Source organism: Pseudomonas sp. MIS38 (genome assembly GCF_019891575.1).
Classification (GTDB): Bacteria; Pseudomonadota; Gammaproteobacteria; order Pseudomonadales; family Pseudomonadaceae; genus Aquipseudomonas; species Aquipseudomonas putida_A.
In genome coordinates, this window is sequence record NZ_JAFLXF010000008.1 from 1 (window position 1) to 11,985 (window position 11,985).

An 11,985-nucleotide genomic window follows, 5' to 3' on the forward strand; every position below is an offset into this window, starting at 1 on the left:
ACCTCGACACCGTGGTGCGGGCGATTCAGGAGTCCGGGGCATGACAGCAAAAGAAACCCTCTCTGACACCCCGCCATCCCCTGTGGGAGCGAGCTTGCTCGTGAAGGCGTCCGGTCAGTCAACATCATTATTGAATGAACTACCGCATTCGCGAGCAAGCCCGCTCCCACAAGGGGTAAGTGGGCCGACTCTGGATTTTGCGGGAGTCTCTCTGACCCTCGGTCGCACGACAATCCTCGACAACGTCACCTTCCAGGTTCAGCCCGGTCACGTCCACGCCCTGGTCGGCCCCAACGGCGGTGGCAAGAGTTCGCTGATCAAGACCTTGCTCGGGCAAATGCCGCATCAAGGCCAGTTGAGCCTGCACTGGCCCGGCCAACCCGGCACCATCGGCTACGTGCCGCAGGCGCTGGAGTTCGATCGCGGCCTGCCGATGACCGTCGACGACTTCATGGCCGCCATGTGCCAGCGCCGCCCGGCGTTTCTCGGCCTTAGCAAGCACTACGCCAAGGCCATCGGCGAGGCGCTGGAACGGGTCGGCATGCAGGACAAACGCAAGCGGCGCATGGGCGCGTTGTCCGGTGGCGAACGGCAGCGCGTGTTGCTCGCTCAAGGCTTGATCCCGGCTCCGCAATTGCTGGTGCTGGATGAGCCGATGTCGGCCCTCGACGAAGCCGGGATCCAGGTGTTCGAACGCCTGCTCGGCGACTGGCGCGCCGCTGGCATCACCGTGCTGTGGATCGAGCACGATCTGGAAGCGGTCAAGCGTCTGGCCGACCGGGTCACCGGTCTCAACCGCCGCGTGCTGTTCGACGCCACGCCGCAACAGGCGCTGACCCCGGAACGGCTGCTGAGTCTGTTTTCCACCCATCCACGGAGCGCGGTCTGATGAGTTACGAAGCCTTTCGTTTGATGGTCCAGGGCTGGGCGTCGTCCGGTTACCTGCCGGAAGCGCTGGCCTACGGCTTTGTGGTCAACGCATTGCTCGCCGGCCTGTTGATCGGCCCGGTGCTCGGTGGCCTCGGCACGCTGGTGGTGGTCAAGCGCTTTGCGTTTTTCTCCGAAGCGGTCGGGCACGCAGCACTGACCGGCGTGGCCATCGGCATTCTGCTCGGCGAACCCTACACCGGGCCGTACGGCAGCCTGTTCGGTTACTGCCTGTTGTTCGGCATCCTGCTCAACTACCTGCGCAACCGCACCGGCCTGGCGCCCGACACCCTGATCGGCGTGTTTCTCTCGGTGTCGCTGGCGCTTGGCGCGAGCCTGCTGTTGATTCTGGCCGGCAAGATCAACGTGCACATTCTGGAGAACGTGCTGTTCGGTTCGGTGCTCACCGTTAACGGCAATGACTTGCTGGTGCTGGCCATCGTCGGTTCGCTGGTCATGGCCCTGGCACTGCCTTTGTACAACCGGATCATGCTCGCCAGTTTCAACCCGCAACTGGCGGCGGTGCGCGGCGTCGCGGTGAAGACTCTGGATTACCTGTTCGTGATTCTGGTGACGCTGATCACCGTCGCGGCGGTGAAGGTCATCGGCGCGATTCTGGTCGGCGCGTTGCTGGTGATTCCGGCGGCGGCAGCGCGCTTGCTCAGCCAGTCGCTCAAGGGCTTCTTCTGGTGCTCGGTGCTGATTGCTACCGTCAGCACGCTGTGCGGGATCCTCGCGCCGATCGTCTTCGATCTGCCGATCCCGTCCGGCGCCGCGATCATTCTGGTCGCCGGCATCGCCTTCGCCCTCGCCGCCATCGCGCGCGGGGTTGTCCCGAGTCTGAAAGGGAACCTTGGATAAATGATATTCTCACTGCGAAAACTGACCCTGGCCATGGCCCTGTGCGGCGTGGTCGGCAGCCCGTTGCTGGCGGCTGAAAACACCAAACCATTGCGCGTACTGGCCTCGCTGCCCATCACCTACGGCCTCGGCGAAGTGCTGCTCAAAGGCACCGACGTCAGCCTGGAGCGCGCAGCCCCGGCGAATCTGCCGGGCAGCCGTCAGACCGCATACTTCACCGGTCGCGGCGCTCCGGCGCTGGGCAAACTGGCGAGCAATGCCGACGCGGTGATCGGCGTGCGCTCGCTGTGGGCCGATGATCCGCTGTACCCGATCGCGCGGCGCAGCAACATTCGCATTGTCGAAGTCGACGCGGCGCGCCCGGTTGATGGCGCCCTGCCGGGGATCGCCGTGCAACCGGGGCTGAAGGTCGATGGCTTGAACAGTCAGCCATGGCTGGCGAGCAACAACATGGGACGGATGGCTGATGTGATCGCGGCAGACCTGGTGCGCCTGGCGCCGTCGGCCAAACCGAAGATCGAGGCCAATCTGACGGCGCTGAAACAGCGCCTGCTCAAGCTCAGTGCCGACAGCGAAGCGCGCCTGGCCGAGGCTGAAAACCTGAGCGTGATGAGCCTCAGCGATCACTTCGGTTATCTGATCGGCAGCCTGAATCTGGAGCTGATCGGTCAGGATCCTCGGCCTGATAGCGAGTGGACGGTGCAAGAGCTGAAGCAACTCACGGCGACGCTCAAGGACAACGACGTGGCGCTGGTGCTGCATCATCGTCAGCCGTCGGAAGCGGTGAAAGCGGCGATTGCCGAGTCGGGGAGTCATTTGCTGGTGTTGAGCACCGATGCCGAAGATCCGGTGGCGGAGCTGGAAGGCAATGTCGATTTGCTGCTCAAGGGGTTGAGTGGGGCGTAGTTTCAGTAATACCGCGTTATCGTTCTTCGCGAGCAAGCCTGCTCCCACAGGGGAGTTGTGCGCACCACAGATCCAATGTGGGAGCGGGCTTGCTCGCGAAGAGGCCCGCTAGAACAACACCATTGCGAGCAATGAAAAAACCCGCTGCCTGTCACCAGTCCAGCGGGTTTGTTTTTGGCGGATAAATTACTGAGCCGCCGCCTGCCCTTCCATCTTCTGCCGCAGGCTCAGCGGACGCATGTCGGTCCAGACTTCTTCGATATAGGCCAGGCATTCCTTCTTCAGGCCGCTCTTGCCCACGGTGCGCCAGCCTTCCGGCACGGCTTTGTAATCCGGCCAGATCGAGTATTGCTCTTCGTGGTTGACCACGACCTGAAAGAGGATGTCCTCGCGGTCGAATACTGACGTCATGCTGGTTCTCCATCGTTGTAAGGGTGGGCTGCACCAGGGGTGCAGCCGGGTATGTAGATAGAACGTTCGGCGCTGCGAAAAATTTACTCGGCGGCGGTGGCGGCGGCCAGGGCCCGGCCGAAGATCTCGGCGACGCGGTCGATTTCGGCGGCGGTGATCACCAGCGGCGGCAGGAAGCGCACCACCGCGCCATGCCGGCCGCCCAGTTCGAGAATCAGCCCACGCTTGAGGCATTCGCGCTGCACCAGCGGTGCCAGACGCGCGAACGCGGGTGGGTGACCGAGCGCATCCGGCGCGCCGTTCGGATCAACCAGTTCGACGCCGAGCATCAAGCCACGACCACGAATGTCGCCCAGTTGCGGGAAGTCGCGTTGCAGGATGCGCAGGTGTTCGCTCAGGCGTTCGCCCATGGCGGCGGCGTGTTCGCAGACCTTGTGCTCAAGCAGATAACGCATCACCGCGGAACCGGCGGCCATCGCCATCTGATTGCCACGGAAGGTGCCCGCATGGGCGCCCGGTTGCCAGGTGTCGAGCCAGTCGCGATAGACCACCACCGCCAGCGGCAGGCTGCCGCCGATGGCTTTGGACAACACCACCACGTCGGGGACGATGTCGGCGTGTTCGAAGGCAAACATTTTGCCGGTGCGGGCGAAACCGCTTTGGATCTCGTCGACGATCAGCGCCACCCCGGCCTTCTCGGTGATCCGACGCAAGCCGCGCAGCCACTCGATATCGGCCGGGATCACCCCGCCCTCGCCCTGCACCGCTTCGACGATCACCGCTGCCGGCAACTGCACGCCGGCCTCAGGATCATTAAGCAGGTTTTCCAGATAACTCAGGTTGGCTTTGACCCCGGCCGCGCCGCCGAGACCGAATGGGCAACGATAGTCATAAGGGAACGGCATGAATTGCACACCGTTGCTGAGCAAGGCGCCCAGCGGCTTTTTTGGCCCCAGACTGCCCATCAGGCTCAATGCGCCTTGGCTCATGCCGTGATAACCGCCGGAGAACGACAACACCGTGCTGCGCCCGGTGGCGGTGCGCACCAGTTTCAACGCGGCTTCCACCGCATCGGTACCGGTCGGGCCGCAGAACTGGATTTTCGCTTCGGCCGCCAGTAATGGCGGCAGCAAACCGAACAGGTCCTGGACGAACTGATCCTTCACTGGCGTGGTCAGGTCGAGGGTGTGCAGCGGCAGCTCATCGGCCAGCACTTGCTGGATCGCCTCGATTACCACCGGGTGGTTGTGCCCCAAGGCCAGAGTCCCGGCACCGGCCAGGCAATCGATGAAGGTGCGGCCTTCGACATCTTCGACATACAGGCCCTTGGCGCGCTTGAGTGCCAGCGGAATGCGTCGCGGATAGCTGCGGGCATTGGATTCCTGCTGGCTCTGCCGGGCCAGTAGTGGTGATTCGTTGAACTGATACAGGGTTTCCGCCGTCGCGGAGCTGATCCGGGCCGACGACTCTTCGATAAGGCTGGTGGCGACTGACATCTCTCGACCCCTCAATACGCTATGGATAGTGACCAAAACAGCACACTGCACAGGTGCGCGTTCCGGTCGCGGGGCGCACATGCAGGTTTTCCTGTTCTGGAAACGCTTAAGCGGGGCGAGGATTTAGACCCTTGATCGAGATGTCAGTCGGACAATGGCAACAGCTTGTGCAGCGTAACGCGGTGCAAGCCCTGATCGCTGGCGCGTGGCACTGCATCGCAGTAGCCCAGATGCCGATAAAAAGCCGCGCCGCTACGTGTGCTGGCGATGCGCGCCTGCGGCACACCACGAATCCGCAGCCAGCCTTCAAGGTCGGTCATCAGGGCGCGCCCTGCGCCACGGCGAAACCATTCCGGCTGCACATGACAAAAGCCTATCTCACCGCTGGCCGTGGCCATGCCGACACCCACCGGTTTGTCCTGCAACAAGGCGATATTCAGGTAGCAATGCGCGTCGGCAAGGTGCGCGCTGATGACGTCGGCAGATTGTCGGCCGATCCAGCGGCTGACCAGTTGCGGATCGTTGCGGTGTTCGAGCGCACAACCGACGCGAATCGATCGCTCGATGATGCGACTGATGATGCCGGCGTCGGCAGGTTTCGCCGGGCAGATGCAGATCGATGCTTCCATGGCGCGTTCCCTCAATCCATTGAGTCAGAGCAGCCCCGACCTTAACGCCGAGGCCGGCGAATCACCAACGCAGAGACGTTACATTTGATGTGCCACACCACGGATCCCCTAATGTGGGAGCGGGCTTGCTCGCGAAGGCGGCGTGCCAGTCAGCAACCTGTCGACTGACCGGACGCCTTCGCGAGCAAGCCCGCTCCCACAGCGGATTTTTGCTGGTTCAGACAGGTTGCAGCGGCATGGTCAACTCGACGCGCAAGCCATCCGGCCGGCTGTCGAAATGCAGGGTGCAGGCGCAGCGCTGGACGATGGCTTGCACGATGGCCAGGCCGAGACCGCAGCCGGTGCTCTGGCCGTTGCGCCAGAAGCGTTGGGTCAGATGCTGCAGATCTTGCGCCGCAATCCCCGGGCCGTGGTCGCGCACCACAAAACGGGCGCGCTGGCCGACCGTTTCCAGGCTCAGCTCCACCTCAGCATCCGCCGGGGTATGGCGCAGGGCGTTGTCGAGCAGATTGCGCAACGCGGCAATCGACAGCACCGCCGGCATTTGCACCGGCGCACTGGAGAGCTGCTTGGGCAATTGCAGCTTGATGCGCTGACGCTCGCCACCAGCCGCATCCTGCATCGCCAGTTTCGCCACCTGTTCGGCGCTGCACTGCACGCCGTCATCGAACGACAGACTGCCCTCGACCCGCGCCAGCAACAGCAGTTGCTCAAGGGTGCGGTGCATGCGGTCGGCGCCCTCTTCGGCCCTTGCCAGCGACTGATCGCGGGCACTGCCTTCGGTCATGCGTGCCACTTGCAGGTGGGTCTTGATCGCCGTCAGCGGGCTGCGCAGTTCGTGGGCGGCATCACCGGTCAGGCGGCGTTCGCGCTCGATGGTCTTGCCGATGCGCTGGAACAGCTGGTTCTGCGTATCGAGCAACGGTTTCAGTTCGCTGGGAAACGATTGCAATTGCAGCGGCTCAAGCGAGTCGGCATTACGTCGCATCAGTGCTTCGCGCAGCCGATTGAGCGGCGCCAGCCCCTGGCCGATGCCCAGCCACAACAGGCACAGGCAACCGAGCAACGCCACGCCCACCGGCACCGAGGCCGCCAGCAGGATCGACATGTTCAGCGCTTCGCGTTCGATCTGCCGATCGGCCGTGGTGATCCGCACATCCCCCCGCGCGAGAGTGAAACTGCGCCACGGCGCGCCATCGATCATCTGATCGTGGAAGCCCATTTTTTCCGCTTCCAGGGTTTGCTCGGGACTGCTGTGACTACGGGCCAGAATTTCCCCGCGCAACGAACTGACCTGACAGGCCATGCCGCCGGGAATGTTCAATTGTTCGGCACTGAAATGGGTGCCCTCGCCCTTGCTCGGCAGCGCCGGCAGTTGCTCCAGCAGCCCGGCGACCATGCGCGCCGAGGCTACCAGCCGCTGGTCGAGGGAAAACATCATTTGATTGCGCAAGTCGCTGAGCATCCAGGCCGCAGCCAGTGCCCAGATCAGGGCGAACGCGGCGCCGAGGGTCAGACTCAGGCGCAGACGCAGACTCATCACTTCTGCTGCTCTCCACCATCGGCCGGCCCAAGGCGATAGCCCAGACCGCGCACGGTTTCGACGATGCCCTTGCCGAGTTTGCTGCGCAGGTGATGGATATGCACGTTCAGCGCGTTGCTTTCCAGTTCGTCATTGAAGCCGTAGACGCTGTCCTTCAACTGCTCGGTGGACAGCACTCGGCCACGGTTGTGCAGCAGCGCCTGCAACAGCGATTGCTCGCGGCGCGACAAGTCCACCGGTTGCCCGGCCAACATGGTTTCGCGGCTGCTTGGATCGTAGGTCAGTGCGCCGTGTTCGATCAGGTTGACGCTGCGCCCGGCGACCCGGCGCAGGAGGGTTTGCAGACGGGCGAACAATTCCCGCAGATCGAAGGGTTTGAGCAGGTAATCGTCAGCCCCGGCCTGCAAGCCATCGACCCGGTCGGTCACCGAGTCGCGTGCGGTCAGGATCAGCACCGGAATTTCCAGGCCCTGCTGACGCAGTTGTTGCAGCAACTTGAGGCCATCTTCGTCGGGCAGGCCGAGATCGAGCACCATCACGTCGAATTCGGCAACTTTGAGCATCGCCCGTGCTTTCGAGGCGGTGTTGACGTGCTCGACCGTCAGGCCCTGCGCCGTGAGACCGGCAACGATACCGCTGGCGATCAGTTCATCGTCTTCGCAAACCAGTACGTGCATGATCCGTCCCGTAGAAAAAAGCCGATTAGGCCGTTGGCCGATTAAGCTGACATTATGGCGCGCAACGCCACAGCGACAAGGGCGTGACGGTTAATCATCGGTTAATCGCCATCCACCATTGTGCCCACACTTGCACAGGGACAAGGCTCCTCCATGCGTCATTTTTTTCTTTTGTTTGCACTGCTGATCTCCGGCCTGGCCCAGGCGGGAAACAACCCATTCGAGACCAAACCGGAGTTTCTGCCGGTCGACAAAGCCTTCGTGCTCACCTCCGAACGCCTTGAGTCCGGGGAAACCCAGCTGTTCTGGCAAATCACCGACGGCTATTACCTGTACCAGAAACGCCTGAAATTCGACGGTTTGACGGCCGAGCAGCAGCCTGCGCTGCCCGAGGGCGAGTCGCACAGTGACGAGTTCTTCGGTGAACAACCGGTGTATCGCCAGGGCTTGGAGGTAAAAATTCCGGCCTCGGCCAGCGGTCAGATCAAGGTCAGTTATCAGGGCTGCGCCGATGCCGGCCTGTGTTATCCGCCGCAGACCCGGGTCATCGATCTGGGCGGCAAAGCGACGCCAACGGCCAGTGCCGAAGCACCGGATCAGGCCCTGGCCAGCAGCCTGCAACAACGGGCGCTGGGCTGGAGCCTGCTGGTGTTTTTCGGCCTCGGCCTGTTGCTGGCGTTCACTCCGTGCTCGTTGCCGATGCTACCGATTCTGGCGGGCATGATTGTCGGCAGCGGCGCCACCCCGCGCCGTGGTTTTGCCTTGGCCAGCAGCTATGTGATCTGCATGGCGCTGGTGTATGCGGCGATGGGGGTGATCGCTGCGCTGCTCGGCGCCAACCTGCAGGCCTGGCTGCAAAATCCATGGCTGCTCGGTGCATTTGCAGCAGTGTTCGTGGTGCTGGCGCTACCGATGTTTGGCTTCTTCGAATTGCAATTGCCGGTGGCCCTGCGTGACCGCCTCGAACACGCTTCGCGCAGTCGCAATGGCGGCAGCCTGATCGGTGCCGGGGTGCTCGGCGCATTGTCCGGTCTGCTGGTCGGCCCGTGCATGACCGCACCACTGGCCGGCGCTTTGCTGTACATCGCGCAGAGCGGCAATGCGCTGCACGGGGGCTTGATTCTGTTCGCGTTGGGCATCGGTATCGGGGTGCCGCTGTTGCTGTTAGTGACCGTCGGCAATCGCTTCCTGCCAAAGCCTGGCGCGTGGATGAACCTGCTCAAGGGCATCTTCGGTTTCCTGTTCCTCGCGACCGCGCTGCTGATGCTGCGCCCGGTGCTGGACTCGTCGCTGTGGCTGGGGCTGTGTGGCGCGCTGCTGCTGATCGCCGCGTTCTGTGCCTGGAAGCAATCGGACGGCTTCGGCCGGGTTGCCCAGGTGTTCGGCGCCAGTTCGTTGCTGCTCGGTCTGTGGGGCAGCCTGTTGCTGATCGGCGCTGCCGGTGGCAGTGACGACCCTTATCAACCGCTGCAGGTGTACAGCGCCGGCCGGGTCGCCAGCACCACGCCGAGCGGGCATGACGCGTTCACCACGATCAAGGATCCGGCAGCCCTGCAGCGTGAACTGGATAGCGCCAAAGCCCAGGGCCAGTGGGTGCTGCTCGATTACTACGCCGACTGGTGCGTGTCGTGCAAAGTCATGGAGAAACAGGTGTTCGGCAAGGACAAGGTCATGCAGGCGCTGAGTGATGTGCGCCTGCTGCGCCTCGATGTCACTGCTGACAACGCCGCCAGCCGCGAGCTGCTCGGCCGCTACAAAGTCCCGGGGCCACCGAGTTTTGTCTGGATCGGCACCGACGGCGAAGAACGACGTAGCCAGCGCATCACCGGTGAGGTGGATGCCGAGACGTTCCTGCAACGCTGGACCACCACCCGAGACGCCAATTAAATGCTGACGTTCACCCTCGGCACCTTTGCCATCGCGCTTAACCACCTGCTGCTGATCAGTGCCCTGGCGCTGGCGACCTTTGTCGGCTGGCGGGTGGCCAAGCGTGGCGGCGATAACCCCGAGTCGGCGCTGTTCAGCCTGTTTCTGCTGGGCATGCTCGCGGCACGCGTGGCGTTTGTCGCCCTGTACTGGGGCCACTATCGCAACGATCCGTGGCAGATCATCGACCTGCGCGATGGTGGATTCCTCGCCTGGCCGGGGGTGATCGTGCTGCTGCTCACCGCTCTCTATCGCGGCTGGCGCCGCCCGGGCCTGCGTCGGCCATTGGGTTTTGGCGTGGCCAGCGGCGTGCTGTTCTGGTTGTTGGCGACCCTGTCACTGAACATCTACGAACAAGGCACGCGCCTGCCGGAAATCACCCTGCGCAACGCCGCAGGCGAGACCATCCAGCTCAGCGACTATCAGGGCGGTCCATTGGTGATCAACCTCTGGGCAACCTGGTGCCCGCCCTGCCGGCGCGAGATGCCGGTGCTGGAAAACGCTCAACAACAACGCCCGGACCTGACCTTTCTGTTCGTCAATCAGGCCGAAAGCATGCAAAGCGTTGCCACCTTCCTGGAAACCCAGGGCCTGAGCCTGAACAATGTGCTGTTCGACCGTAGCGGTCGACTGGGTCAGGCCGTGGGTTCCATGGCGTTGCCGACTACGCTGTTCTATAGCCCTGACGGTCGCTTGCTGAGCAGTCATCTGGGCGAACTGTCGAACGCCAGCCTGGCCCGCGCCCTGGAAAATTTCGACATCCCGAATCCAACCGCCGCACCGGCCACCTCTGCAAGGAAACTGCCATGCCCCGCCTCCGCCACCTGCTGACGCTGACTCTGGGCACTGCCCTGCTGCACCTGCCGTCGGTGCAGGCCGCCGAAGAATTGCCCGCCGCGATCAAGCAGATCGAAGCCAAGGGCGCAAAAATCGTCGGCCAGTTCGACGCCCCGGACGGCCTGCGCGGTTATGCGGCGCAGTACCAGAACCGTGGCATGGCGCTGTACCTGACGCCGGACGGCCAACACGTTTTGCTCGGCAATCTGTACGACGCCGACGGCAAGGATCTGAGCAGCGAGCCGTTGCAGAAACTGGTCTATGCGCCGATGGCCAAGGAAATCTGGGGCAAGTTCGAAGCCAGCAACTGGATTCAGGACGGCAACAAGGATGCCCCGCGCACCGTGTACCTGTTCAGCGATCCGAACTGCCCGTACTGCAACATGTTCTGGGAACAGGCGCGACCATGGGTCAAGGCCGGCAAGGTGCAGCTGCGGCACATCATGGTCGGGATCATCCGCGAAGACAGCCCGGCGAAATCCGCCGCGCTGCTGGCGGCGAAAGATCCGGCCAAGGCCCTGGAAGATCACGAGAAGGCCGGCAAGGCCAGCATCCTCAAGCCATTGAAAGACATTCCAAAAGCAGTGCAGACCAAACTGGCCGCCAACATGCAGTTGATGGAAGACCTGGAACTGCAGGCGACACCGGCGATTTTCTACATGGATGACAAGGGCGAGCTGCAACAGCAGCAAGGGGCGCCTTCACCGGAGAAACTGGCGAAGATTCTCGGGCCAAAGTGAGTCCGGCTTCTTTATTGCCTGATCGGGCTTGCTCGCGAAAAGAACGATGACACGGTTTAGCGGTTGCGCTCAGCCAAAAAAGTAAACAACACCTCGCTCACAAACTGCGGATTCTCCAGACTGGAGATATGCCCCGCCTCCGGCACCAGCACCCACGGGCAGCCGATCAATTCAGCCATTTCCTGTGCCTCCGACGGCGGTCGCGGTTTGTCCTGATCGCCGCACAGCACCAGGGTGGTCGCGGCATTCAGTTCGCCCAGGCGCGGCAACAGATCATCACGGCTGAAGGTGATACGCCCCATCGGCACGATGCTTTCGCGCAGGCGATCCGCGGTGTACGCCGCGAGTTTGGCGCGGAAGTCCTGATACAGCGCCGACTGCGGATCGATGCCCGGGCGGAAGAAGATCGGCACCACGATGTCGAGCAACTGAGGCGCAATCTCGCCGCTTTCCTCGATCTGCTTGAACAGCGAGAAATAGTACTGACGGGTTGGCTCAGGCTCGACGCCGACGTAGGTGTCGAGTAGCACCAGACCGTTGATCCGCTGCGGTGCCGACAACGCCAGACGCACGCCCCACATGCCGCCGACCGACAGCCCCGCCAGAGTGATCCGTTCGATCTGCAGATGATCGAGCAAGGCCTCGACCTGCCGCGCGATGTCATCCAGTGAGGTGGTGCCTGGCGGCAAGCGCCCGGATTCGCCGTGGCCCCACAGGTCCAGGGCAATCACCCGATAGTGCGGCGACAATGCAGCGATCTGCGGCGCCCACATGGCCGTGTCCCACAGATAACTGCCCGCCAGCAACACGGCCGGGCCGGTGCCTTGATCAATGTAGTGCAGCGCTTGTCCGTCAACCGTGAAGAAAGGCATCGACCACCCCCGCGACAAAAAAAGAGAACCGGCAGACTGAGCTGCCGGTTCATGATCGTCAACCGTGTAAATGTCTGAAAATGTGCCGCCCCCAATCGCGAGCAGGCTCACTCCTACAAGGGAACGCATACCCAATGTAGGAGTGAGCCTGCTCGCGAAG

At 62.9% G+C, this 11,985-nt stretch carries 12 protein-coding genes; 6 read left to right on the top strand and 6 right to left on the bottom strand.

Features of this window, described 5'->3' with window-relative positions; translation table 11 throughout:
• The first annotated feature begins 40 nt into the window (after positions 1-40).
• From J1G18_RS11255 to J1G18_RS11265, 3 genes are read left to right on the top strand one after another with little or no spacing between them, the layout of a single operon-like run.
• On the top strand, positions 41-889 hold the full coding sequence (locus J1G18_RS11255; protein ID WP_262415564.1) for a metal ABC transporter ATP-binding protein: 849 nt from the start codon (positions 41-43) through the stop codon (positions 887-889).
• Complete coding sequence (locus J1G18_RS11260; protein WP_003226663.1) at positions 889-1,788, top strand: metal ABC transporter permease; 900 nt, start codon at positions 889-891, stop codon at positions 1,786-1,788. The genes J1G18_RS11255 and J1G18_RS11260 overlap by 1 nt, the downstream gene beginning before the upstream one ends.
• Positions 1,789-2,694 carry a metal ABC transporter substrate-binding protein gene (locus J1G18_RS11265; protein WP_223007662.1) on the top strand — a complete coding sequence of 302 codons (906 nt, stop codon included), beginning with the start codon at positions 1,789-1,791 and terminating at the stop codon, positions 2,692-2,694.
• A 186-nt stretch (positions 2,695-2,880) separates the two neighbouring features.
• Here J1G18_RS11265 and J1G18_RS11270 read toward each other — a convergent pair whose 3' ends face one another.
• From J1G18_RS11270 to J1G18_RS11290, 5 genes are all read right to left on the bottom strand, one after another.
• Positions 2,881-3,105 carry an MbtH family protein gene (locus J1G18_RS11270; protein ID WP_003226665.1) on the bottom strand — a complete coding sequence of 75 codons (225 nt, stop codon included), beginning with the start codon at positions 3,103-3,105 and terminating at the stop codon, positions 2,881-2,883.
• An 83-nt stretch (positions 3,106-3,188) separates the two neighbouring features.
• Positions 3,189-4,601, bottom strand: coding sequence for an aspartate aminotransferase family protein (locus tag J1G18_RS11275; protein ID WP_223007664.1), 1,413 nt, complete (start codon positions 4,599-4,601; stop codon positions 3,189-3,191).
• Between the two features lie 143 nt (positions 4,602-4,744).
• Positions 4,745-5,230, bottom strand: coding sequence for a GNAT family N-acetyltransferase (locus tag J1G18_RS11280; RefSeq protein WP_134786987.1), 486 nt, complete (start codon positions 5,228-5,230; stop codon positions 4,745-4,747).
• 217 nt (positions 5,231-5,447) lie between these two features.
• Positions 5,448-6,770: an ATP-binding protein gene (locus tag J1G18_RS11285; RefSeq protein ID WP_049827920.1), complete on the bottom strand. Its 1,323-nt coding sequence runs from the start codon at positions 6,768-6,770 to the stop codon at positions 5,448-5,450.
• Positions 6,770-7,450: a response regulator gene (locus J1G18_RS11290; protein ID WP_096794987.1), complete on the bottom strand. Its 681-nt coding sequence runs from the start codon at positions 7,448-7,450 to the stop codon at positions 6,770-6,772. Before J1G18_RS11290 ends, J1G18_RS11285 begins: the two co-directional genes overlap by 1 nt.
• Positions 7,451-7,603: 153 nt before the next feature.
• Here J1G18_RS11290 and dsbD point away from each other — a divergent pair, with 153 nt between their 5' ends.
• Genes dsbD through dsbG form a run of 3 tightly spaced genes read left to right on the top strand, consistent with a single transcriptional unit; the run spans position 7,604 to position 10,953 of the window.
• Positions 7,604-9,337, top strand: a complete 1,734-nt coding sequence (gene dsbD / locus J1G18_RS11295; RefSeq protein ID WP_223007665.1) for a protein-disulfide reductase DsbD — start codon at positions 7,604-7,606, stop codon at positions 9,335-9,337.
• Positions 9,338-10,207, top strand: a complete 870-nt coding sequence (locus J1G18_RS11300; RefSeq protein WP_027613398.1) for a TlpA disulfide reductase family protein — start codon at positions 9,338-9,340, stop codon at positions 10,205-10,207.
• Complete coding sequence (dsbG, locus tag J1G18_RS11305) at positions 10,183-10,953, top strand: thiol:disulfide interchange protein DsbG (RefSeq protein WP_223007667.1); 771 nt, start codon at positions 10,183-10,185, stop codon at positions 10,951-10,953. The genes J1G18_RS11300 and dsbG overlap by 25 nt, the downstream gene beginning before the upstream one ends.
• 56 nt (positions 10,954-11,009) lie before the next feature.
• On the opposite strand, the gene J1G18_RS11310 is transcribed toward dsbG, so the two are convergent.
• A complete protein-coding gene (locus J1G18_RS11310; RefSeq protein WP_096794985.1) occupies positions 11,010-11,825 on the bottom strand; it encodes an alpha/beta fold hydrolase in 816 nt (271 codons plus the stop codon).
• Positions 11,826-11,985: the final 160 nt, after the last annotated feature.